This is a genomic window from Aquimarina algiphila (genome assembly GCF_947494415.1).
Lineage (GTDB): Bacteria > Bacteroidota > Bacteroidia > Flavobacteriales > Flavobacteriaceae > Aquimarina > Aquimarina algiphila.
This window is the reverse complement of record NZ_CANLVC010000006.1, coordinates 126,102-150,547: the sequence shown is the minus strand read 5'-3', so window position 1 is coordinate 150,547 and position 24,446 is coordinate 126,102. Positions and strand designations below refer to the sequence as shown.

28 protein-coding genes are annotated in these 24,446 nt (G+C 31.7%); 21 read left to right on the top strand and 7 right to left on the bottom strand.

Annotation, left to right across the window (positions count from 1 at the left end):
- Nucleotides 1–119 precede the first annotated feature (119 nt).
- A complete protein-coding gene (locus tag PQF96_RS09935; RefSeq protein WP_271765948.1) occupies nt 120–326 on the bottom strand; it encodes a hypothetical protein in 207 nt (68 codons plus the stop codon).
- Between the two features lie 189 nt (nt 327–515).
- The gene (locus tag PQF96_RS09930) at nt 516–854 is read right to left on the bottom strand and encodes a hypothetical protein (protein ID WP_271765947.1); all 339 of its coding nucleotides are present in this window, start codon (nt 852–854) and stop codon (nt 516–518) included.
- A 171-nt stretch (nt 855–1,025) separates the two neighbouring features.
- On the opposite strand from PQF96_RS09930, the gene PQF96_RS09925 reads away from it, so the two are divergent.
- The 15 genes from PQF96_RS09925 to PQF96_RS09855 all read left to right on the top strand — a co-directional run bounded on the left by PQF96_RS09925 (nt 1,026) and on the right by PQF96_RS09855 (nt 10,032).
- Nucleotides 1,026–2,609, top strand: a complete 1,584-nt coding sequence (locus PQF96_RS09925; RefSeq protein ID WP_271765946.1) for a hypothetical protein — start codon at nt 1,026–1,028, stop codon at nt 2,607–2,609.
- 73 nt (nt 2,610–2,682) lie between these two features.
- A complete protein-coding gene (locus tag PQF96_RS09920) occupies nt 2,683–3,147 on the top strand; it encodes a hypothetical protein (RefSeq protein WP_271765945.1) in 465 nt (154 codons plus the stop codon).
- 51 nt (nt 3,148–3,198) lie between these two features.
- Complete coding sequence (locus PQF96_RS09915) at nt 3,199–3,801, top strand: hypothetical protein (RefSeq protein ID WP_271765944.1); 603 nt, start codon at nt 3,199–3,201, stop codon at nt 3,799–3,801.
- A gap of 86 nt (nt 3,802–3,887) precedes the next feature.
- The gene (locus PQF96_RS09910) at nt 3,888–4,256 is read left to right on the top strand and encodes a hypothetical protein (RefSeq protein WP_271765943.1); all 369 of its coding nucleotides are present in this window, start codon (nt 3,888–3,890) and stop codon (nt 4,254–4,256) included.
- Nucleotides 4,250–4,543, top strand: coding sequence for a hypothetical protein (locus tag PQF96_RS09905; protein ID WP_271765942.1), 294 nt, complete (start codon nt 4,250–4,252; stop codon nt 4,541–4,543). Before PQF96_RS09910 ends, PQF96_RS09905 begins: the two co-directional genes overlap by 7 nt.
- A 2-nt stretch (nt 4,544–4,545) precedes the next feature.
- Nucleotides 4,546–5,355 carry a hypothetical protein gene (locus PQF96_RS09900; RefSeq protein WP_271765941.1) on the top strand — a complete coding sequence of 270 codons (810 nt, stop codon included), beginning with the start codon at nt 4,546–4,548 and terminating at the stop codon, nt 5,353–5,355.
- Nucleotides 5,333–5,521, top strand: a complete 189-nt coding sequence (locus PQF96_RS09895) for a hypothetical protein (RefSeq protein ID WP_271765940.1) — start codon at nt 5,333–5,335, stop codon at nt 5,519–5,521. Before PQF96_RS09900 ends, PQF96_RS09895 begins: the two co-directional genes overlap by 23 nt.
- 2 nt (nt 5,522–5,523) lie before the next feature.
- Nucleotides 5,524–6,120 carry a hypothetical protein gene (locus PQF96_RS09890; RefSeq protein WP_271765939.1) on the top strand — a complete coding sequence of 199 codons (597 nt, stop codon included), beginning with the start codon at nt 5,524–5,526 and terminating at the stop codon, nt 6,118–6,120.
- A gap of 13 nt (nt 6,121–6,133) precedes the next feature.
- Nucleotides 6,134–6,586, top strand: coding sequence for a hypothetical protein (locus tag PQF96_RS09885; RefSeq protein WP_271765938.1), 453 nt, complete (start codon nt 6,134–6,136; stop codon nt 6,584–6,586).
- Nucleotides 6,586–7,116 carry a M15 family metallopeptidase gene (locus PQF96_RS09880; protein ID WP_271765937.1) on the top strand — a complete coding sequence of 177 codons (531 nt, stop codon included), beginning with the start codon at nt 6,586–6,588 and terminating at the stop codon, nt 7,114–7,116. The genes PQF96_RS09885 and PQF96_RS09880 overlap by 1 nt, the downstream gene beginning before the upstream one ends.
- Before the next feature lie 10 nt (nt 7,117–7,126).
- Nucleotides 7,127–7,339, top strand: a complete 213-nt coding sequence (locus PQF96_RS09875) for a hypothetical protein (protein WP_271765936.1) — start codon at nt 7,127–7,129, stop codon at nt 7,337–7,339.
- Nucleotides 7,336–7,824, top strand: coding sequence for a hypothetical protein (locus tag PQF96_RS09870; protein WP_271765935.1), 489 nt, complete (start codon nt 7,336–7,338; stop codon nt 7,822–7,824). Before PQF96_RS09875 ends, PQF96_RS09870 begins: the two co-directional genes overlap by 4 nt.
- Nucleotides 7,825–7,849: 25 nt before the next feature.
- Complete coding sequence (locus tag PQF96_RS09865; RefSeq protein ID WP_271765934.1) at nt 7,850–8,383, top strand: hypothetical protein; 534 nt, start codon at nt 7,850–7,852, stop codon at nt 8,381–8,383.
- A 5-nt stretch (nt 8,384–8,388) separates the two neighbouring features.
- A complete protein-coding gene (locus PQF96_RS09860) occupies nt 8,389–8,850 on the top strand; it encodes a hypothetical protein (RefSeq protein WP_271765933.1) in 462 nt (153 codons plus the stop codon).
- 6 nt (nt 8,851–8,856) lie between these two features.
- Nucleotides 8,857–10,032: a hypothetical protein gene (locus PQF96_RS09855; RefSeq protein WP_271765932.1), complete on the top strand. Its 1,176-nt coding sequence runs from the start codon at nt 8,857–8,859 to the stop codon at nt 10,030–10,032.
- A gap of 185 nt (nt 10,033–10,217) precedes the next feature.
- On the opposite strand, the gene PQF96_RS09850 is transcribed toward PQF96_RS09855, so the two are convergent.
- From PQF96_RS09850 to PQF96_RS09830, 5 genes are all read right to left on the bottom strand, one after another.
- Nucleotides 10,218–11,348 carry a hypothetical protein gene (locus tag PQF96_RS09850; RefSeq protein WP_271765931.1) on the bottom strand — a complete coding sequence of 377 codons (1,131 nt, stop codon included), beginning with the start codon at nt 11,346–11,348 and terminating at the stop codon, nt 10,218–10,220.
- Between the two features lie 203 nt (nt 11,349–11,551).
- Complete coding sequence (locus PQF96_RS09845) at nt 11,552–12,169, bottom strand: hypothetical protein (protein WP_271765930.1); 618 nt, start codon at nt 12,167–12,169, stop codon at nt 11,552–11,554.
- An 83-nt stretch (nt 12,170–12,252) separates the two neighbouring features.
- A complete protein-coding gene (locus PQF96_RS09840) occupies nt 12,253–14,673 on the bottom strand; it encodes an HD domain-containing protein (protein WP_271765929.1) in 2,421 nt (806 codons plus the stop codon).
- Nucleotides 14,674–14,904: 231 nt separating this feature from the next.
- Nucleotides 14,905–16,197 (bottom strand): hypothetical protein, encoded by a 1,293-nt coding sequence (locus PQF96_RS09835; RefSeq protein WP_271765928.1) that lies wholly within the window; start codon nt 16,195–16,197, stop codon nt 14,905–14,907.
- Complete coding sequence (locus PQF96_RS09830; RefSeq protein ID WP_271765927.1) at nt 16,185–16,619, bottom strand: hypothetical protein; 435 nt, start codon at nt 16,617–16,619, stop codon at nt 16,185–16,187. Before PQF96_RS09830 ends, PQF96_RS09835 begins: the two co-directional genes overlap by 13 nt.
- 1,194 nt (nt 16,620–17,813) lie before the next feature.
- Here PQF96_RS09830 and PQF96_RS09825 point away from each other — a divergent pair.
- From PQF96_RS09825 to PQF96_RS09800, 6 genes are all read left to right on the top strand, one after another.
- Nucleotides 17,814–18,209: a hypothetical protein gene (locus PQF96_RS09825; protein ID WP_271765926.1), complete on the top strand. Its 396-nt coding sequence runs from the start codon at nt 17,814–17,816 to the stop codon at nt 18,207–18,209.
- 107 nt (nt 18,210–18,316) lie between these two features.
- Nucleotides 18,317–18,535 carry a hypothetical protein gene (locus tag PQF96_RS09820; protein ID WP_271765925.1) on the top strand — a complete coding sequence of 73 codons (219 nt, stop codon included), beginning with the start codon at nt 18,317–18,319 and terminating at the stop codon, nt 18,533–18,535.
- A gap of 234 nt (nt 18,536–18,769) precedes the next feature.
- Nucleotides 18,770–19,540: a hypothetical protein gene (locus PQF96_RS09815; RefSeq protein WP_271765924.1), complete on the top strand. Its 771-nt coding sequence runs from the start codon at nt 18,770–18,772 to the stop codon at nt 19,538–19,540.
- A 355-nt stretch (nt 19,541–19,895) separates the two neighbouring features.
- The gene (locus tag PQF96_RS09810; protein WP_271765923.1) at nt 19,896–20,807 is read left to right on the top strand and encodes a hypothetical protein; all 912 of its coding nucleotides are present in this window, start codon (nt 19,896–19,898) and stop codon (nt 20,805–20,807) included.
- 77 nt (nt 20,808–20,884) lie between these two features.
- Nucleotides 20,885–22,585, top strand: coding sequence for a hypothetical protein (locus PQF96_RS09805; protein ID WP_271765922.1), 1,701 nt, complete (start codon nt 20,885–20,887; stop codon nt 22,583–22,585).
- 249 nt (nt 22,586–22,834) lie between these two features.
- A complete protein-coding gene (locus tag PQF96_RS09800) occupies nt 22,835–24,364 on the top strand; it encodes a P-loop ATPase, Sll1717 family (protein ID WP_271765921.1) in 1,530 nt (509 codons plus the stop codon).
- Nucleotides 24,365–24,446: the final 82 nt, after the last annotated feature.

Genomic DNA, 24,446 nt, shown 5'->3' with positions numbered 1-24,446 from the left:
TTTTAAGCTTAATGGATAATAATAGAATGGTAAAAAGAAAGAGTTTAACTTCTGCCTAGATTATAATTTTAAAAGCCAACCTCGGTTGGCTTTTACTTATTTTTAGTTATTGTTGCTGTCTAACACGTTTCGATACAACAGCCATAAAATGCTAAACATTGAGATACACAAGAACCAAAAGGATTTAAACATTTGGCTTTACAAACATTAAATTTTATTCTACAGTTATCTCTGCATTGAGAACCTTCCCCACCACCATGACCAGCAAAAATTTTTGATTGTTCTTTTTTTGTTATCGACTTACCAATGTCTTTTAATTTTTTCATGTTATAAAATTTTAAGTGTTATGTGAATTTCAATTTAACTGAATATTAGACTTTTAAAAAACATTAGTTATTGATATTTATAAATTCAGAGTATAACCTTAATAGAATATGATTATTAATTTTGTAATTTTAATAATTTTTAACTATACAGATATATGATTTCCTTATCTTTACATTAAAAGAAAGTTGTTAGTCTTCCAATCTATAAACTCTCCAACTACCACTACTATAAAAATAAGAGTGTCCTTCATGTTCAAAAGATAGATGACGATTAATGAGTTTATGAAATATTGATTTAAGAGGTCTTAGTTTTTTTTCTTCAGTGAATGTTCCAGAGCGATTCCTGTAAGTATATTCACCATATTTTAGTTGTGCATAAAAATAACCTGAATTACTAACTTTAACGTATTGATCAACCGAGTAACAACGCTCAATCATTTGTTCTATAAAGACATCATCAATTTTTGCAGGTTTAGATTTACTTAACATAACATTTGGAATATTTCCCAAAATTAGGAAATATTCCATAAAAATTACGGTTTTACCGTAACATAGTTATTAACATAGATTACTAAACTAGACTAATCGATGTTAAACAAGTCCAACCATAGCTAACCACGGTTAAGCGTGACTAACCGAGAAAGTGCCTTTGTTTTCTCACGTACTTGTACCCAAGTTCATTAACAAAAGTTGATTGATTTGGATATACCTCAAAATTTTAGCTTCCTGCAGCGCCCTCTAAAAGACGGGCAAGCGTTTGTTAATCTGATACCAAATTCACAATGTAAAGTTACTCGTTTAACTAAAGGTGGTACAGATACTACAGTTAGTCACATGGCTGATTGGGTCAATACACACTATAAGCAAACTGTAAGACTAGCACCAAAGTTAAAACGAGCAACGCTTAAGGGTACAGTTCAGACAATATATGATTTTCTATATCATCACATACAATATAAAGCTGATGGCAGAGAACAACAATTACGTTCACCGGCTTGTGCTTGGAAACAACGATATGAAGGTGTTGACTGTAAAAGCTATAGCATTTTTGCGAGTTGCATCCTTAAAAATTTAGGGATTTCACATTATATCCGTCAGGTAAAACAAAGAAGTTTCCATGCAAATCAATTTACACATGTTTATGTAATCATACCTAAAAAAGGTAAAACTAACACTCGTGGGAACTACTACGTTATTGATGCTACCAAGCATGAAAACACAGAAGTAGACTTCTTAGAGGCAAAAGACTTATTTATGCAAGGATTACCACACATTGGATTAAATGGAGCTTCTAACCGTACGGTTTCTCACGGTTTAGGAATGCCTGGTTTAGTAGATCAAGGATTTGAGGATTTTTTGATGTTCCTTAATGATAATGGAATTTCAATACCTGTTACCAGTACTATTCGTCAGAAAGTAAAAAACTATACAAGTAGAGGAATCGATCCTAGTTTTGCTATCACTGAGGCAGGTGTAGTGGTTCAAGGAGAACTTATTCCATTTCAAAGCGCATTTCAAGGTGGATTGAATGCCGTAGCTACCACAGGAGCAATTGTTGCAGGAACAAAAGCCGTTCTAAAAAGTGATTGGTTTAAAAGCTCTATTGGATCGATTTTTAAAAATGGTTTCGATGTGAGTTGCTGGGGTAGTTCGTATTCTCCATCAAAAGCAAAGGCTCACGTAGAAGTAGACATGCCTTTTATTGTAGAGCATAGTGGTTTATCCCGTGGTGTCAATACCGCTAGTCTTAATAAGTTTTTAGATTTTTCTGCAGCATATTTGGCAGAATCCACTAATGGTACCAATGGACGATTTGCGGGTTGTACCCGTAAAGGTCACGGATTACGTAAGGCAGCCGTAGAAGCATTAATAGGGCAGATATTGGCAGATGTTAGACTGAGTTATAATCTTAGATCAGCCGGGCGAAAAGAAGGGAATTTTCAAGTGCCTTCAGGATTACCTGGATATGCCAAAGGGCGTTCTTACCAATGGGGACGTAGACATGGTACCGCACCATACTACTATCAAAGCTATACAGTTTCTCCAAAGGTTGTAAATCCACCGGCAATAAAACCTGTAAAACCAGTAGTAAAACCTGTAGTCAAACCGGTTGTAAAACCCATAGTTAAACCAACTCCAGTAACTCCAAAACCTACACCAGTCTCCCCCACTCCACTACCTCCATCAAAAGCACAAACAGCAAATACCGGATGGATATTAGGACTTGTAGCTGCAGGAGTATTATTCGCTCCAAAAATTAAAAAAGCAATTAGCAAAAAATAAAGATAACCGTTGCTTGTCGGTGGTCTGCCGTAAAAGCACACTATCATAAACTTGAATTTAAAATTTTTAAGACATGAATTTAAAAGTAGAAAATATAGGGAGCGCAGTAGAAAACGTTGCGTTACCAGCTCTAGGTTGGGCAGGTTCAGGTGCTATAGCTGCACTGGTTCCCGACAAGCAGAAAAAAATGGTAAAAGCAGCACTTCTTGGAGGTAGTATTTTGATTGCTGCAGCTACACAAGCTGGAGCAAAAGTAATCAAACCAGAGACCAAAGTATTATCAGGTATTGCCATTCGTCAAGGTATGGACCTATTGCAGGATGCATTAAAAAATAAATATACAATTACTGATGCTAGTACATCGAGTGATAAACTCATTGCCGGAGCAATCGGTCTAGCTTGTCCTGATGGAGGTTGTCAAATGCGATACGAAGAAGATTATCATGTTGACTATTTACCTGCCTTGAATATGCCTGGAGGTTATAATGCTGGATTTCATGAAGTAGGAATGCAAAACAATGCTAGTTCTTTTTTTTAAAAGAAGTAGATCATTTTAAAAATTAAGAAACAAATCTAAAATCATAATACAATGCAAAATAATAAATCATCATTATTAACAGCTTGGTCATTTATCACCTCAATAGCTGCAATTTTAAGTTCAGAATTACAACAACTGCTGGGAAATGGTCGTGTACGGTTAACGGACCATACGGTTTTTGTTCGTAAAAATATCACTGGAGGTTCTTCAAACTTTGATGTGATTGATGCTACTACAGAAAAAATCGATGGTGTATCGAGTATTAAGGGAACACGATTGACCAAAAATCAAGCTGTAGTATTTAGCGAAATTGCTTTAGGGTATGGATTGGATGATCCAAACAAAGAAGGTGCTGTCAAATATGGAAATACGGATATCCCCGCACTTCGCAATGCAACTTTCGTCATTATCCAAAATAATAGAGAAGTAATAAGCCTACCTGTAGCAGATCTGTTACGTCCTACAGGAAATGGATTAAATGCTTCTGATAAATACTATGATCTGGGAGCATTAGCCTATTTGGTAGATGATGAAGAAATGGAATGGCAGATTAAATTTCCTGCGGGAGTTGCTATGCCTGCACCTGCAACCGGGAAAGCACACTACCTAGAAGTATTCTTAAAAGGATTCAAGACTATCAAAAACGTCGCGTAAGTATTTTATAATTGGTTGATTAGTTCATTAAAAAGCCTTGCCTATTGTAAAAGGCAGGGCTTTTTTTATTCAAAACAAAACATAAGATGAATACAGCATATAAATATCAGTTCAAAACCCTAACAGTAACCTTGCCGGTGGGAGATACTCATGCCAATAAAAACATAGAGTTACCATCAGGAATACAGATTGTGGCAGCAGCAAAACCTAATACTACACCAGATAAATTTCTTAACCTAGGATTATTCGAACAAGGACAAGAAATCAACACGCCTATTGATGTTCGTTTCTGGAGGGATAGAGAAATAGGAAACCATATGATTGACGGTTTTGTACCTGTAAATACAAAAGGGAGTTCAGAAGTGGAAGTAAGATTAATTGCCCCCAATGGAGTATTGTCTACTGCCATTACAGTACAAGTAGTTTTTGTTATTGTTCAACATCCGACATGTTAAGTACAATACAACATATGGTTGCTTTCCTTTTTGGGTATCAAACTACGGTTTCTTCTGATACAATTACAGTAACTGAGGATAACTATACGTTAAAAGGTAAGATTGCACCTAGATTTCACAATGAAGGTAATACGGATGTTTCTATTTTGAATGTCACGGTTAAACCAGGAGAAATGTTTAACTGTTCTGCAAACAATTTTTCAATGAAAGGAAGTATTAATATCATCATGCCAGATGGTGGGAAAGTAGTTTGTATTTACAATTCCCTACACAAAAAAGACTGCTAATTATGGACAGAGAATTCAACAATATTGTACATAGACTTAAGACAAACGACAAACTTTGTGTAGAGATTAAAGACTATCAAAATGGTAACCCTATTGTCCCCATTAATGATCGGATTGATGGAAAAACTATGATTGAAAAATCTGGAGATATTGAAGGGTGGTTTGCCGAATTGATGGATAAAGGAGTTACTAAAATTCAGATCCAGTTACATCGAAAACAAGGAAATGCTTGTATACGGGATGGATTAGCCTATAACTGTGAACTAGCGAATGGACAGAAAGAGACCATTTCACAAAAACCTAAAGAAACTATGGAGCCATCATCTACAATAGCACAAGGATTAGGGTTTCCGGGACTTTCAATGCCAGATATGATTGATCTGCATGTAGATCGTAACATGCTAAATGTGACCAAATCAGATTTAGCCATTGAAAAGGAAAAAACCGTACGGTTAGAAAAAGAAAACCGTGATTTAGAGGAAAAGGTAAGACGGTTGGAAAAAAGTAATGATACCAAACAATTTTGGGGTGATTTGGTCAAAGAAGCTGGACCAGCATTAGCGGGTATGTTTACCACATTAAAAGCACCAGGTTTGGCAGCCCCAACATACGAATCACAACAACCGGAAGGATTAAAAGGAAAACTAATCAAAGTCATTATGGATGCTCCCGCAGTAACTGATGAACAATTAATGGCTTCGTACTACGTATTACAAGCTTTTGGAGATCATAACCAGGAGTTTATCCAAGAATTACAACAACTTTTATTAAAACACAATTATAAAACAAATGGCACAAACAATACACATTAAAGGAAGTAATCCGATATCAGAGAATGAGCGAGCTAAAGCATTACAATACATGCAGGACAATCTAAATGATGATGAATTAAGCAAATTATACCAGTTATCAAAATCAAAAAAATCAAGGAAAGCACTCCAGAATAATTGGGGTACTATCACTACTTTATTTATGTAATTATGGCCACTACAACTCTAGTCAAAAAAGACACAAAAAAAGATCTAGCCAAAAAAGCAGCTTCGGCAGCTAAAAAAGGTATTGATAAAACAGGGGATTTGGTAAAAAGTAATCCTAAAACCGCATTGTATATGGTTGGTGGTGTTGTACTAGGTTTTGTAGTCTATAGATTAGTAAAAACATTGAATGCAGGTGGCAACGCTGTGGATGGGATTTTTAATCCCGATATCGATAATCAGGTAGATGTTGGAGACCTTGATACAAACGGGGCTACCATCACCGCAAAACAAGCCCGTGTATTTGCACAACAATTATTAGATGCTTTCAATCATAAAGCTCCATTTTGGGGTACAGACGAAAAAACAATTCTTGAAATATTTAACCAACTATCACAGGCAGACTTCAAAGTCGTATTTAATGCCTTTGGCAAGAAGGATTATAACGGCTACAATTCTCCTCCATCGGGAATATTCGCTAATCTCGATAGTTACGAACCCAGAGATTTGGTGTATTGGTTAAAATCAGAATTAAGTCCTAGTGATGGTGAAGTATATAAAAAAGTAAAACAAATCGTAAATGCCGCAGGCTTTGCATTCTAAAAACGATATAATTATGAAACAATTTGCATGTAGAAATAACTTAGCGGTAACACCGGGTATTATTAAGCATACCGTTTTTCCAACAAAAGATATATCGAGAAAAATTTCACCGGCTATGAGCATACAAAAAGATGTTACAATTTTAGATGAAAAAGGAAAGCCTTTAGTAGGTGTTCATGTGTTTAGTGGTAGTAGTAATACCATTACCAATGCAAGAGGTGAAGCTACGATTAGTTCTAATGGTAAAGAGTTCATTACACTTTCTCATGTGGGGAAGATCACTGAAAATATCTCATTTGCTAAGATTGGTAAAGTAATCGTATTAAAAGATGCTATAGAGAGTCTTGATGAAGTAATTATTAATGCAGCTAAATCCCAAAAAGATAACCTTTGGATATGGGCTTTGGTTTTAACAGGTGGTTATTTATGGTATAAAAGTAAAACTCCAAAACCAGTAGCACTGTAGTGAAAATAAATAAAAACATAGTAGTTGCAGGAATTGCTTTTACCACGATTCTTTTTTTAATGAGAAACAAAATTTATGGTGCCGTTTGGGATCTGGTTTCAGAACAACGAATTAAGAAACTACACCCAAGCATACAAAACAAAGTACGAAGGTTTATTCATTTAGCAGATCAGCAAGGGATTAAATTACGTGTAACTGATGGATTACGAACTTTTAGTGAACAGGATAGTCTATATGCTAAGGGAAGAACAAAACCGGGTAAGATTGTCACCAATGCTAAAGCTGGTGAATCCTATCATAATTATGGATTAGCTATAGACGTAGTACCTATGATTAACGGAAAACCAAATTATAAAGATGATTATATAAAGATCGCCCAGATTGGAAAATCATTGGGTTTTACATGGGGTGGTGATTTTAAATCAATCGATGACAAACCTCATTTTCATGACACCTTCGGCAACTCAATTGCTGATTTACAAAAAAAGTTGATCAGCAATCAGATGCAAAATGGATTTGTAACCGTATAAAAATAAGGGTATGCTATTACTGGGTAAAACATCATATAGAGCCACAAGTGAGGGAGGAAGCAAAAAACCAGTTGAAATTGAATTGGGAGTAATTCGAATATTTGGGATAAGACCTACCAAGTTTGATTTGGCACAAGCCATAGATAACCATCCGGGTTTTACGATTAAAGCTGATGAATATCCGATTTTTAAAGTAACCTATATAAAACAACAATTAGGATGAGTCGTGCTTCTTTTATAGCAAATATACCGTCAGGAACCTATGGAGTTGGTGGACAACCAGTGAACCCAAATGATATTATATTATTGGAGGATTTTGCTTTGGCTCCTAATTTAGATATTGGTTTTCTACCTCAGAATACATTTACGAAGTATCTAAATAAATTTGTTTATTCTCAGGCCATTTCAATTAGCGGTAATGATCTGTTAACTGGATCATTTCCTACTGGATATAATTCTGGATTATCACATTTATTAGGTATAGATGATTACGTCCAAGTAGTATTCAAAAAAACGAATGCAGATGTCGGTGATCCTTTTGGAGGTGGTTTCCATGATGTAGAATCCGTGTTCGGAAGTAATAATATTTCATATGCAACAAACGGACTGTACTTTGCGATTAGTGCAGCCGATAATATTATAGAACCAACTACATCATACCTTTTCTTATTCCATTATACCGCATTGGCTCCCCCGGTCTTAATATAGATTAACCCCAAAATAAATCTAAGATATGATAAGTACTATTTTAAAATTCATAATAAAGCATGTACTTGCAATCCATAAAGGAACATTGATTACAAAAGTAAAAGCAGCCTTAGCGCTTAGTTTATCGATTAGTCCCATAGCGTACTTCGCCGAAAAAATTACAGATTGGACTTTTGAAAATGAAGCGTATGTGGTTTTCGTATTAGGTGCCATCATCGTAGATCATGGACTTGGCACACTAAAACATCTATTTATTGAAAAAGACTTCTCTATTAAAGATAATTTGATTGGCCTTATTAAAAAAGTAGGATTAGTGGTAACCGTAGGATTTTTATTTGAAGGAGTCAATTTTATAGTAAAGGAAGACTCATTTGTAAAGAGTTATGCTATTATTGTGTTGAGAATGGCTGTATTCTTATATCCTGCAGGTAGTGCATTTTGGAATTCTTATATTATTACAAAAGGCAAGTTTCCTCCAGTAGGTTTTATTGATAAGATGAAAAGGTTTAACGTGAATTTAGACGTTAGAGAATTTAAAGAAGCAACACATAAAAAATAAGAACAATGAAAAATATGTTATTACTAATTGGTGGAGTAGCTTTTGGAGCTATGTATTTTGGAAAACAAAAGGTAACTGAGATAAAAAATGTAGTTGATGCACTCCTATTACGTGTTAATGGGATTCGTAATTTTCAGATAGAAACCACAGGTGTAAACTTTGATATTGACTTAGATATTACTAACCCAACCAAAGAAGGTTTACATTTAAGTACAGGAAACTTAGTTACCCTTAAGCGTTTATTGTTCTATTCTGAATCTGGTCAGTTCATAGGGGAATCCTTCCCTAACCTATCTGGTATAGAAATACCGGCCAGGGGTTCGATGAATATTCCTAATCTTTCTACTAGCATTGATATCTCAAACATTGGTAACCTATTTAATAGTGCTATCGGAATTTTTATTGACCCTTCTAAATTGAATGTAAAGGCCGAGTTAGAATCGTTAGGTAAAACCTACACTATATAACAACACATGACAGCAATAGAACAATACAACAATTTGGATGATAGTGTAGTATCTCGTGATGCGTTAAAACGATTACTGTCCAAAGCTCGAACGGAAAAGGAAAAGCTGGTAATCTCTAAAATTGAAAATCTTCTCGAGCAAAATGATAATACTAAGTTTAAAATTAAGATCACAAAGAAGTTATCGAAGACTTTAGAGAAGGTAAAGCGAAAAGCTAAAAAAAGAGTCAAGGCGATTAGCAAAACTAAAACCAAAAAAGCATCTAAACTTATTGTAAAAGGTTTAGGTGTTCCTATTATTCATCTTGCTACATCGGAACCGGTTACAGTGCCAAAAATAGTAGAACAAACCAGAAAAGCATTTACTCCAGTTCAAAAAACTTTAAAGCCTCAAACCATAAGTCAACAGAAAAAGGAACCTGTACAAATCAAACCTAAAAGAAAACCAATCAAAGGACTTCCAACAATGGCAGATCTGGATCATATAGAAGAACCCACAGAAACCTTTAGGTTAGAAACCGAGTTAGGAGAGTTTTTAGGAAATTTAGAAAAGAAACCAGAACATAGCGTAGTGGTTACCTTAGATGCCCCTGCCGGATCAGGTAAAACAAGGGTATTCTTTCAGGCTATGGAAGGATACGCAAATGATAATAAAAAGTGTCTGTTTTTTACGCTGGAGGAACATTCAAAAAGTAAGCTATTTAAGAACAAAAGAAATCAATACATATCACCTAAAAATTATGCGAACATTACCATTATAGATGATGTTTCGAATTATGAAGAATTCAAAAAGTTAGTAGAAGTACATGATGTTATTTTTGTAGATAGCTTTGGAAAGCTTCAGCGATTAATTAAATCTTTTAAGTTAGAACTGGATGAGCATATTAGAAAAGCATTTGATGGCAAACTATTCTTTTTGATTTTCCAGAGAACTACCGGAAAAACCATGCGTGGCGGTTCGGATTCAGAGTTTGATGGCGATGTAATATTACAAGTTGAGAAGCCAAACGAAGATTATAGAGATAACTACCTGGTAGCACGTAAAAATAGATATAATGAAATCCCTATGCTGAAATACAGTATATATCATCAATGCATGATAAGAGACTCAGAAGAGACAAAGAAAAACCCTACAAAAAAGGCTGAGCCCTTAAAAACAAAACTTATTGTTCGTTCGCTGTAAAAGTGTGTTTTATTGTTGTTGAGAAAACCCGATCATTATTGGTCGGGTTTTTGTTAAATTATAACGCCTCTTGTGCGATCATCAAGAGAAGTATATTCTATTCATTTTTATTTGCTCTAACGTTCAGGCTAAAAAGCGTTGCTGTCCCATAGGGCAGATATGATTTTTAGCCATTGTTAGCGATTTTATAATTGTGTATTGAGTTCGAAATCATCGAAATTATTTGCTTGTTTCAATTCAATTGAACAAAACAGAAATTCATAGATAACCTTTCTAATGTCATGTATCCTGTCATAAAGCAGATGAAGGTGTTCTATTCCGTCAGTTGGGTTTGGGTGAATTATTGAGTTTCTGATTTTTAGAAAGTCTTTTAATAGACTCTCAGAAATCAGGTTGTGATACTGACACGCGTTATCAACTAAAGTTTTCAAGATAAATTTAGCTTGAAAAGTCGTTTTATGATCCCCTTGAACCATTGTACTTCTTATGGCCGTATTGTTTTTTGAAAGAATAGGATCAAGAATTGAGCGAAGGAAAACCGCTTGTTCAAAAACGTTTTTACAGCTTATTTCACTTCTCACTATAAGCCTAAAAACAAGTTTATCGCTTAAGAAATCTATAATTTGAATAATTTTCGCCTTGTCAGAGTCTGAAATAGAAGTAATCTCATTTTTAAAAACTTTACCACTTCCGGAACTAGATGCAAAGGGGAAATTATCTGAACTAATTGAAGAATCAGCTGACTGAATATTTCCAGCAAAATATTTTAATAGGAACCTTATAATTGAGTGATAAGTGTAGATTTCATCAAGTCGATCAAACCAAAGATGATGACTCTGATTTCCTTGTTTTCTTTTTGCAATTACCTTACTAATTAACAGTGCCCGATATTCTGATGGGTAGTTTTCTCGTTCAATTTGATGACCGAAGGAATGGTGTGTTTGAATCAAGTTCTGAAATTGATCTTCATTGAGTTGAATTAGAAAGTAATTCCCAAGGTCTAAGTCATTATTTGTTTTTTGTGGTGATAGGGAAAAATGATAAGTATTAACTGTATCCGTTTCACCTTTGATGAACTTAATCATTTGATCAATTTCATCATCTACATTGACTGAAATCAATGAGCTTAAAAAAGTGCACCTGCAATAATAATCGTAAAAAAACTGACCAATATGATCTTTGGCTATTGTGTATTGGGGTCTTTCGTCAAGATCGATCAGTATTTCTTCATTTTCTATTTTATTATTGAATTGTTCTATCAAGGATAGACATTTGATCTTTTCGATGTATTCTAGAATTCCCTGCTTATTGATCATCGTTGTTATTATCGCTAACGCTAAATATATGAATCGGAGCAAGGCAAGCAAGCCTGAACCAATCGATCTATCTGCGTATTTTTATTTCTTAATTAAACTTATAAAAATTTAGAGCCACTGCAAAAAGGAAATGCCCATTTGATCTAGCCCTAAGTTTTGCTCTGATTTTATATATAATTTTACCACACGTTTATATTTATTGATTACTCTGTTTTTGATCCTGTGATTGAATTTAAAACTAAAGATGTTGGAATTTTAAAGTTAGTATCATTATTTGATTCCGCTTCCGAGTATGCATTTCGAAAATTTTTGGTTGCAGATGAAAGTTCTCCATTTAGAATTTCCCAATATGCTAGATTCCTTAAACGATATTGCATTGGTCGAGAGTCATTGTCACTATTTAAGCTTTGCTTACAAGAAAGAATTTCATTTTCGATATCAATTGTTTCTCTAAAAGCAAAGACTTTCCATTTGCTATCTTTTTTATCTAGATAGCTAATTAATATATACCTGAGAATCAATGGAGTGTTTGCTTTGCTAATAGATTTTATTTCTAACAAACCCTTGTAGCCTTTTATTCCATCAATATCCGTGTCGAATAGCTTCTCAAAAAGGATTTCACTTGACGATATGACAGGAAAACTATTATTGGATTCAAAAACTAACCCTGATACTAATTCTTTACCTTCTGGTAAATCCAAAATTTTGAGGGCTTTTAGAAATTCAGCTGTGGTTTTTTTAGCATTTTCAATTGTATACTCTTGAGATAATAAATTTGACGTTATCAATATAGAAATCAGAAGTAGTGTAATTTTTTTCATATTTAGCGGATTTTATAAATAAACACAGACCTTTGGAGTTAACACAAAAGCCCTATGTTTTCTTATACATTGTTGTGCTTTCGTTATTTTATTACTTGTGTCAAACCAGCTAAGAATATTTTGTTTTCAGTCATAGATTCAAAAATTTCTTTCAGGGAAGTCCAATATTCCTTAGTTACTTGGTTAGCAATTTTTTGACATATAGTAAAAGCAATATCTTCTTCAAATTCTATCCATTTTTCTGACATTATAATTTCAGTTCTAGGCGAGTTCAGATCCAAATCTCTTTTACCACAGATATCAACAAATAGAATAAGAGGAAAAGGCCATGAAATTCTAACTTGATGATTTTTTAAATTCCATCTATTAGGAAATAGTGTAGAAGGTACTTCAATACCATGAAGAGAAAGTTTAGATCTAGATTTTACTAAATCAGTATGAGATTGAGATTCATCTATTTCTCCTTTATCATTAATCGTAATTGTTTTTGATGTTTCTGAGATAGAGTTTTCTGAAATTGTAATCTTTTTTTCTAGTGTATAGGTATCGCCTTCAATTTCAATATCTTTTGAATTTAGTTCAATTTTCTTTTGGGGAGCATCTTGACTTTCAAGAATAGCAACTGATACAGAACCAAGAAAGCCTAATTCTTTTTTGTTAAGTTCTATTTCAAATATTCTAATATTATCATGAGAATTCCAAGTCCTATCTTTTAATGAAATAGATGTTTGTTCGAGAAAGCTACTTTCATTCTTTACTTTTTTCTCAGAGATAGTATGAATATTTATTTGGAACGGAGGATTGGGGATTACATTATCTATAGATTTTATAAAGTCATTTTCCGACATTTCATCCCAAGGATTTTTCTCTTTTCTTAAAACCAGTTTGGTTGTAGTACCAGGCATTTCTCTTGATCCATCTTTAATCCAAAAGATGCTTTCTTGCCCTTCAACAGTAATATTGATTGCATCACTTGACTTGTGCGGTGCATAAACCCTTTTGGTATCAACAGTCAATGTGTCTGCAACCATAAAACATGATAAAATTCCAATTCCAAACCTAGAAGTTGGCGTAAAATCGGCATTTGATTTAGACTTCAAGTCGTAGAAATCAGTTGATTTGTAGAAAGATGAGCCAATTTTTGAATAATAACTATCTATAATATATTGATCCATCCCTGTTCCATTATCATCAACTTCTAGGATAATATCTCCTTCTTCTTTGTAGTATTTTACGCTTATTTCTGGAACGTATGAATTGCCCCATTCATCTTCTTGAGCTTTCCTTAGAAGACAAGCATCTATAGAGTTTTGTAAAAGTTCTCTTAAAGCTACTTCAGGGTTTCCGTAAAGTTTAGTTCCCATTAACAAACCTATAACTTGTTTTTTGCTTAGGTTAAATTGGGTATTTCTGTATATGTAAAGCGGTTTATTGTGAATGTCTTTTTGAGTTTGAATCTTTTCTCTGTCTACTTGAAAAGGTATACGAATGTTTATGTTTCTGTCAATTATTTGATTTGAATCATATAGTATACTCAGTATGTTATTACAAATACTAAGTTCTTGATCAATTAAATCACAAAACTCATGAATTGAAGCTTCAATTGCTGGATGTGTACATTTTGCATTGAATTGAATTTTATCCGAATTAATTACCCATGCTTGAACCGCTCGATGTTTATTCCATTCTTTGATTGATATTGGATGTCGAACATTTAAGTGAGAAAATAAAGTTGGAGGAGTTCTTTTAGCATCAAAATCAAGAATATCCGCAAGTCTAAGAATCACACCAAGTAAAGGTAGACAAGAATAGATGTTTTCACCACAAAGGTAATTTTGATCAAGGTCTAGGAGAGTGAGAGCATTTTCATTATGGCTGTAGCATATTTGTGCAAATTCAATAGTAAGATCAACATCTCTAAATACAATCTTATTACTCCAATCTTTAGCAATAATGTCTTTAGCTCTTTCAGCATGTGTGACTCTAATATATTCGGTTATCAAATAAGCTTTTTGTATTTCAGCTTCAGAATGCTTTCCTTTAATTATTAGCTCATTAATCAATTCTTTTGACTCAGGTCTCGCAATTATAAATCGATTAAATTTATCAAAAAATTCTTTTTCTTGTTCTTCTATTTCAGGTTTATAATCAAACACTTTTTTCCATGCTAAAATTTCTTTTTCATCAGGAGCCATACCTATATCATGAAAAAAAGAACTCAGTATTAAAATTGCTAGTTCTGGTATCGAGAAATTTTGAATATTTTCTTTAGGAATAAGTTTTTCCATTAAATTCAAAACTCTAAACAAATGATCTCCATCATGAAGAGTAAACTCACCCATGTGTTTTACAATGGTTTTCGTTCTTTGGAATGCATATGATATTCCTTTATTAACCAATGTAATTATTTCGGAATCTTTCTTTTCACATTTAACTTTAAGAACCTTATATAGGTCACTTTTTTCAAGTCTTAAAAGGTATTCATCCTTATAATCATTAGACATAGGTTTTTGTTTTTTTAATGAAGTACAACGTTCTGTGTATGGACAGTAGGGCAGGTTCGGAGCACTTAACTTTCGGGTTTGCACTAAGCCAAAACAAACGTTTTTACTTTTAAATTTTATTTCTATTAAACGTCAAAACTTTGTTTTGGCGTTGCCTGCTCAAGGAACAGGACTTTCGTTTTATTACCAAACGCCCTATTGGCTATACACCTTGTTGTCACCAGTTTTTTCTTAAAAAGGTAGGTCAATATCGCCAAATAAACTTTCATTGGTATCCTCAAAATAGCTACCTCGTGGCGTTCTTCTTGATTTTTCATTACGGAACTGAATTCCAATTGCTTTATCCTCTTGTGTCAAAAAATAGTCTTGATTGAATGAATAAATATCTATTGATTCGTCTAATATAACGTGCAAATGATTTTCATAATTCATTGACCTTGGATATACTCTCCACCTGGTAATTGGTCCTGGAATCGTTATAATTTGATTATCACTCAAAACAACAATTAGAGCATTTTCACATTCTACGATATTACCAAAATATGCTGTTCCTCCATTTGTTACTTTTCCTTTCCAAGCTTGCAAATTAAAGGAAGTTAACTTTTGAAACTTCTCTTCTCCTTTATCTTCGTTTGCGTAATTATTGTATTTAATTATTTCAAAGCCACCATTTCTTGCCTTGTATAATTTATCAGCTATTCCCCAACTTACAAAATGTTGTTTAGATTTACTTTTAAATAGTTGTTTATCTGAAAGTTTGGCCTCAAAATTTCTTGCGACATTTAATTGCCCAATTAATTCAGGTTTAGTATCCCATTTGAAAGTTGCCAAAAAAGAATCTTTTACAAGTGACGTATTGTAAATATTTAAATAGGAATAATTAGAAAATGAGGAATGTTCATCGCTAATTTGATAAATTGGTTTTCTACTTTCAACTTTTTTTAAATTTTCTGGTTGTGCTCTTGATGTGTTTAACTCAAAAAGTCCTTCATCTCCACCTGATAAAGCAAGTTGAGGATATTTGTTTGCCTTTATAGACAACAAATTACAATCCCATAGTTTAGTCGGTCTTGAGCTAACCATATATTTTTCTGATTTAGCTCTGTGAGCAGAACCTGAAAAAAGACCTTTTTCGTGTATGAAATATAATTGATTACTGTAAATTTCTGTATCTGTGGGCAAAATTCCTGTTGGTGTTTCTTGTTCTCCAAGCAAGAATTTGGTTAATTTTTTTTGAGTTATTTCGAAGGTTTTATTTTCTACTCTTTTGAATTTTTTAAGTAGTAATTGTTTAAAATCTTTGTCTTTAAAAAGTTCAATCAATGAAGATTTATATAAATAATTACCATCTAAAAAACTGAATGTTAGAGCAATTTTGTCTGTTTCTTTTTTTATTAAACTTTGAACAATAGATGTCCAATCGTAAACTTTGAGTCCACCATCAAAATTCCATAGATATAATCTACCACGATATATTTGGCAGTCATAATAATCTCCTTTTATGCTTATTTTTAAAGGTTGCACGATTGTCCTCTTCTTATTTTGTTCATTTTCGCTTTAGTCAAAAAACCTTGTTCTACCCAATTTTTAAGGATAAAAGTTGGTGGTCTATCTTGTGACCTTCTTAAATAGTCAGCAGGATAACCGTGCCAAATATCATTTCCATTTCCGTCAACGAATTTTGCCAATTTAAGTGTCTCATTCTCAAAATTATGACCAATATACTGTATTATTGAGTTAATTACTTTTATTCCCCAACCATAATTGTCTTGAATCCAATCCGATGTTTTAGATAATCTAAAACATTCAACTTCGTCGTTAAAGTCAACAGACCAAACAGTTTTGTTCGGATTACCAGTCGCTCTATGTTGGGAAGAAATAATATATCTAGTTGTTATTTCCTCGTCTAATTCAATTTCTATTTCTGTATCAGTTGTATATGGCATTCTTTATATTTCTTCAAATTGGTGACAACAAGTAAATATAATTACCATAGTAACTATATTTATCTTTTATTATGTATTTGTAAATGTTTGTAAGTGTTTACAAACGGTTATTATCTATTCTGTTTTAAAAATACAATAGTGTTCTTTACCGTTTTTACGGTTATCCACATTTGCATAATATTTATAATGCTTTCAAACTTTTTAAAAACGAACTCTTTGGCCTAAAAAAGTAAAAACTTCTCAAAAAAAATATTTCATCGTATTTCATTTAAAGTGGCTAGAAGAGAAAATGAGTTAAAAGACAGCCGAGGAGTGATTACTATTTTAAAAAACTATGAATGGTCAATACATTAAAGTTTGACAAAAGTTTGACAATCTTATATTTTTTATAATTAAACAATTGATAATCAGTTTTAATATAGTAATCTGGGGGACCAGAGATCGGAGGTTCGAATCCTCTCTACCCCACACCCATGAGACCTCTTTTATAAAGGGGTTTCGTTGTTTTATCTCTTAGTTAAGAATAATGAACAACACAAATACAAAGTACTTTAAGAGTATGGATTGATACACTTATTGTTTCATTGCGTAGAGAATAAGAACCATGTAGATATACACCCAGAATACATTCAAACCATATTCAGAGAATATATAATGTTAGTATGAATAAAGAGCTTCACTTTACAAATGATCCTAAATAGTATGAGAAATAATCCTGTTGTTTAATGATGATTTTATTGGATGGATTATCCTAAACCTCTTTATTCATCCCTAATTTAATTGGTTTCGACACTTTTTTTAGCACAATCTAAACAAAGGATTGAATTTAGACTTTAAAACTTCAGTTATATCGATAATCTTATTTTAGAATGAACAACAGAAGCAGCTATATATGGATGTTTTTTTTTGCTTTTTACTTTATGGTAATTCATTCTTGGGCACAAGATGACAAACAAAAAAATCAAATTAACAGTAAGTATAACCTGAACCAAAAAAAACAATAAAAAACGACATGACTGTAGTCTTATAAAATCATATTCCAGAATAGGAAATCATCTTACTTTAATAATTAAGCACAATGAATTAAACATTGATCTTTCACAGGTATTAACATTCAACAAAGAAGAAGTAATTACTCTTAAACGATTCTTAAATTCAATAGAAGAAATATAAGCTAGTTAAACAATTACAACAATGAGAAAGCTAATAATACTATTTGTATACATTTTATGTGTATCCTGTAGAGGGCAAAGTATTGATTTTCAAGAGGTAGAATTTCAGTATCAAACTGTAGATGGTGATATATTAATCACAGATTCATTTATTACTTTGGAAAGAAATACAAATTCGTGGCTAACTTTTGGAGCAAAATTATATAACACCACTGATGGGGATTTGACTATAGAATTACAGTTCAAAGGATTAGATAACAAAGGAAATATTTTAATTATAGGAGGGAATGATTTTAATTATAATGTTGTTGTTCCAGCTAACTCTTCGATTTGGTTTGGTAGGGCCAGAACTTTAAGAAGTAGCATAAAATCAATAGAATTAAAAGAAACAAAATACCGAATAATTAGGGAATTATAAGCAAATGGTAAAACAAATACGATAAGAAATGTAATTTACATTGTAGTAATGATTTGGTTTTAAAAATTTATTAGATTTACATGGGGTAAAATTTAATTAGAACTTTTATGAATCTTGGTTTTAAGGAGTCAATAGATATTGATGTACTTAAAAGAATTTTAGATATTAAATTAAATCATCCAAAAATGCTTGTTACGATAAGTGTAGAGCTTCCAATGAATGATAATTTAAAAAGTAATTTCCAAAACAATGGAATTAGAGTGATTGAAAACAAACTTGATTTATTCTCAAGCAGATTAATTCAATATAAGTTTGAATGGAAATAAATGCTTTATTGGATTGCTATACCGTGGATAGGTTAAGAGGTAAAGCGTATATAGGTAATCTAGAAGAGATCACCAAACCGATTGTATACGAAAATCTAGTCTTCTAGTTTATATATTTCATCGTGGTTAATCATAAACCAATATTATTTTCTTTAAGTATTGGGTATCATTTTTTTGAGTTAAGACACTAAATACTGAACTCACAATTTTGTGTTTAACTTAAAACCTTTAAAAATGAAAAAACTTATTTATTTATTAACCGTTATTACTCTATTTGTTTCTTGTGAAAAAGAGAGTGCCGATGAACTTACCAATGATCAAGGTTTAACTTCTGTCGAAATTAAAGAATCTGATGCTAAGAGTTCATCTATTCCATGTGCAGCTAGTTCCTTAATTATGGGCCCCGCTATTGTAACACCAGATAGTGATCATAGATATACTTTTATTGATTCGGAAACTAATCAATTAATAAGGTTCAGTATAAGTGAGCGTACAGATGATAACATTTGGGGAACAACCGCAGTTCAAACTGATTCTAATGGTAATCTTTATGCTGACATAAATTTTTCTCCAAATTTTACATGCGGAACAATATTTTTAGATTATTTAGATGGTTGTTCTGTATCCTTTGTAATTACTACAAATGCTGATGATGTTTGTAGTTGTATTGATGGATCACCAGCTCCTTCTATTCCAGGACCAATAACTTTTGATAACTTCTTAGGGACAAACCCTACGAGTGGAGACTTTTGTATAAATACAACAGCAAATGTACTTCTAATTGATGAAGTTCCTTGTGCGGCAGACTATATTTGGTCTATTAGTCCAACAGTTTTTGGAACTGAATTAGATCCAAGTCCAATTAATAAAACTAGTGCTTTATTAAAAGTTAGCCAACCCGGGGAATATGTTGTTTCTGTTAGGGCAATTTCAAGTAATGGAGATGCTAGTGGAATAAGATCTATTACTCTTACCGCTGAAAATTGTTTTGGCGGTGGTTTCTAATTTAATTATTCCTTTTTACAAGTAAGGACTATTTTAAATTGTTAAGGAAAAATTAAATTAATATTTTAATTAACTAATTTTAATAAATTAGCTTAAAATTACCTCATAATCAGCACTTTACAAGTGCTATTGTGAGGTTTTTTGTTTAATAGATTAATCATTATCTATAATATCAGATAATGAAAATTCCCTCCCAAACGTAAACCAGTTTCAATATCCCCGTATATCATAATTAGTATTTATGATTAAGAAGTATGGTTACCATGATAACCTATATCTTCTATATTTTGGGTATATAACTTTACAACTTTAATGAATAATTATAAAAAAAATAATAACTAAATAAATTAATAATATGGCTCAAAATTTTTCAGACCTAAAAATATCAGATGCTATTACTGTTTTAAGTGAAATAGGTGATACAGAATCAGCGTTTGAGTTAGATAATCTTTTAAAAGAAGATTCTTCTAATGCTGAACTTACTCTAGAGAGTATACCAGAATTAAAATTCAATAAAGCATGGAAAATAAAAGAACATGCTTTTGGGTATCTTGATTATCAAAATCGAGTTGACAATAAAATTCCCATAGTAAATGCCTTGACAATGGCACCAGATGAAACTTTGAAGGGAGAAAGGATAAATATTCGAGTTGGTACTATTAATATATATCGATATCCCGGTATTTTAGGTGGTGAACATGAAATATTATTTGAGTTTAGCGCCAAACATTCACCTGATGATAATAGCGGCGATGAGGATATAAAATATACTCAAAAATATACCATCAGGAACAAAGGAGGTGGAGGGAAGCAAGGGTTAAAGGTTTTGCAAGGTTTACGTGTTCCTAATAATGGTATAGACTTTTATTTAAATACTATATATATAGCAAATAAATCAGAGGAAAAAGTTCTTAAATTTTTAAACAGTCCAATTTTTAACTCAGGAATCGAATTAATTTCGGCTGCAAACCCACTTGTGAAAGAAGTAGCTGGCTATGCTACTGGAATTACCGAATATATTACAGAGGAGAAGAAAAATAAAATTATTCAAGAGATAGGTTTAGGATTTGACTTTTCTGGCACTACTGGTGTAGCTAGCTTGAAAAAAGGTTCATATCTAGCTGTCCAAACAAAAAAGGAAGATTTGAACTGGTCTGAATGGTATTATGATACGGAGGACTCTTTAATAAAACCAGAAAATGGTTCGGGTGAGAGATTACCAAGAAATTTTATTTCATTTATAATATCTAAATATGAAGAAGAATAAACTATTTATTACTATGAGCAAAGAGCATTTCAATTCTCCTTGTACAGTACTTTACTTTGGATTAATCTAGAAACCAAATGAAAGAATTCTTTAAAGATACTTGGAATAAAATTGTGGATTGGTTTTTAAGAAGGAAAAACCTTAATACTATTCTTTATATCCTATCAGCATTTTTAATCAAGGAATTGACAGCTATAAGTGCTGGAAGTGACATTAAGAACTTTGCTGAAAGTTTAAAGGAAAATTATCCTAACTCTACTTCATTTGAAGTTTTTGCGGATTTTATAATCGTATTTTTTTCGTCAGGTAGTAAACCAGTGTTAATAATAACCTTAGCTACAATCATACTGATTCTTTTTGTTAGATTTTTCGACAATTCAAACCTTAAGCCAATTTTTAAAGCATTAGGTTTTATAGGCTTATCAATTGTTGTTCTATTATCAGTTAATAATTTAGACTTTAATATCACAGAAAATGACACTCTCGAATACGAAAAAATATTAAAAAAAACACAGAAAAGTATCGCTAATAAAACAACGCCTATTCTTGAAACCGATTCATACATTGAACACATAAAAAAATCTAATGTTGATTTTACATCATTTCTTAAAGAATTTAATGATTCTCTAACTCTAAATCCTAAATACAAAGGTATTGCTTATGTAACAGCATCAGCAGGATTTGGAAAATCCTATTTTACAAAAAAATGGTTATCCGAGGAATTAACAGGTAAAAATATTGGAAAAATTAAAGTTCGTAAAGACTTTGTTTGTAAGGAGCAAGAATCAAAATGTTATGCAGATTCACTAGGTTATATTATATCTAAAAAGCCGGATTTAATAGCTGTTTCAAAGAATGGAAATGAGAAACTTTTAGGGTATTTATATACATATAAATTTAATTTAGATTCCATAATTCAGTTTTATAAATACGATAAACAAATAGATGTGATTATGGTGGATGATTTGGATGAAGTTTCTGAGTCAACTACAAATAGATATCTAAAAGAATTCGAAGATATAATTGAAAAAGAAAAATATTCTGACATAAACTTAATCGTATTCTTATCAAGACCAGAAGCACTTGTTAATTATTTATCTAATACTTATAGAAAGTGTCCAAAAGTTGATATGATTTACGGCCTCGAACAAAAAGTACTTCAAAAACCAATTTTCGCAACAAGTAATCAGATTCGGGACAGAGTTAATAATTGGGCAGATTGGTATCAAGAGGAAAAATTGGGTCGTTTAATTGATCATACTGAAAGAAATCAAATTTTTGAGCAGATCCTTAGTTTATATAAATCATACGATTTCATAAAGCTTCAGTTACAAATACAATCAAATAGTGATTTTTTATTTCGTGGAATTTTAAAGAATAGAATTGATGAAAACACTAATGAAAATGAGATTAAGACGATTTTGTTCAATACAATGGTTGGCAGAAATTCAGATTCCCATTTGAGACCAATGTTAGACTCTAATGAAGGTGCAATTTATATGACGTTTCTTGAAGAGATTGTATTGAATAAAATAGATATTGATGAAATTGAAGAAAAAAATGGTTGGTTTAAAGTTGATAACAATGAGACAGTAAGTATTAACCTAGGTGGAATCGTCTACACCACAACAGTAAAATCTTTACTGAATAGAAGTGGACTAATAACAATAGACCCTATTGATGATAAATATTCGAAATATCGATTCGAACCTTTTTGGATACATGAATATATTTTAATAAAAGCAAAAAAGACTAATACCAATAATGAGTATAAGTAATAGAGGTTTAAATAATAAAAATAAAGTATAAATATAAAACTAAGGCCAATGATAAACTGTAAAGTTAATAAGTAGAAATCTATTATGCTTCATACACGAGACTGTTAACTACAATTAAAATATAATTAAAAAAGAGCATTACAATGTATTCTAGGTAAAATCCTTTCCCAAGTCTTAGGTTTTGACAACATGTATAGTATGTTAAAATGCTCTATTCACAATAACATTGGATTAAATTAAAAAATAATAATGATTGAAAATATTGACATCAGAAATCTATATTTGGGGAGAACTAAAGCGGAAAGTGAAAGATTACATCTAAATAATTATTTTGTAAGTACAAATGCATATAGAAATGCTAAAGAAGAGAGAAAAAGAAAGCTTTTTTATATCGCTCATAGAGGTTCAGGGAAAAGTGCTCTGTTTAATCAATTGTCGTTTGAATTGTCCTCAAAGAAAAACAATATTATTGTTCAAATAAGTCCTTCCGAATACTCTTATGAAACTTTTACTAATCTTAAACATAGTTTTTATGATGTGAAAGCTTCATATTCATTAGCTTGGGAGTACACATTGATAGTTCAATTATTTTTAGAAGTTTCAAAATATTTCAAAGCTAACCCTAACGTAAAGCGCAATCGAGAGAATATTAAAATCATTGATGATTTTCTTTTAAGAAATAAATTTATAGAATCACAAACGAGATTAGAGTTATTTTTAGATTTTCTTTCGCGAATTGATTTAACCAAATTAAATATCGAATATAAAGGGTTTAAAGTATCAGGTGATGCAAAAACAAATGCAGCAAAAAAATTAGTTAGTCTTTATAATTTGGATGAAATAAGGAAACCTTTAGGGGCATTAGAGCAAATAACTTTTCAACACCCAATTTATATTTTTATTGACGAATTAGATACAGGATGGAATAATACAAAAGAAGCTAAAAACTTTATTAGTGGTTTAATAACAGGTAGTATAAGAATAAATAATTTATCTGGAATAAAAGTATTTCTGTCTCTACGACAAGATATGTATAATAACCTTTCATCTGCGTTTGACGATACCGAGAAAATTAGAGATGAAATAGAATTTTTAGAATGGGATAAAGATTTATTAATAGCAATCATATGTAATAGAATTAAAGATAATCCTGAAGTAAGAAATAATTTTGAGCATTTGAATTATGCTTCTCACAATGAAATTTTAGGAGTCCTTTTTGAAGAAAACACTTTTGATTATTTGCTTTCAGGAACTTTAAATAGGCCAAGGGAAGTAATACACTATTGTAACCTTTCAATAGCGGAGTTCTCAAAATCTTATTTAAGTAAAAAATTATTTGGAAAAAAAATTAATAACGAAATTATAGATATAGTTAGTAAACATTTTTCAAGAGATAGGTATTATGATTTTTGTGCTGAATTTAATCATGAATATCCTGAAATAAAATCATTTTTAGATAATTTTGAAGGTGCTGATAGAGAGTATACAAAAGATTTGTTTTTAGATAAATTAGAGGAATGTATATTATATTTTGATGAAAAACATATTGATTTAGATTGGACTCATGAATATTTCGATAATACGAATAAACTTCTAATTAGATTATTTGAAATCGGATTTATAAAAATTAGTATAACTGATTCTAATTCATTTTTTGCTTATTTCGAAAAACAACCTCAGAACTTTAATAATGTCAAGTTTGTACAAATAAATAAAGTTTTTGCTAATGTTTTAGATTGTCAAGAGAAAAATGTATCCAATGTTATAGATGAAAAATAGAAAAAGTTTTAATCTATATGTCCCCACATCCAAGTCCCTGAGTTATCATTAAAGTAATATAGAATATCATCACATTCAAAAT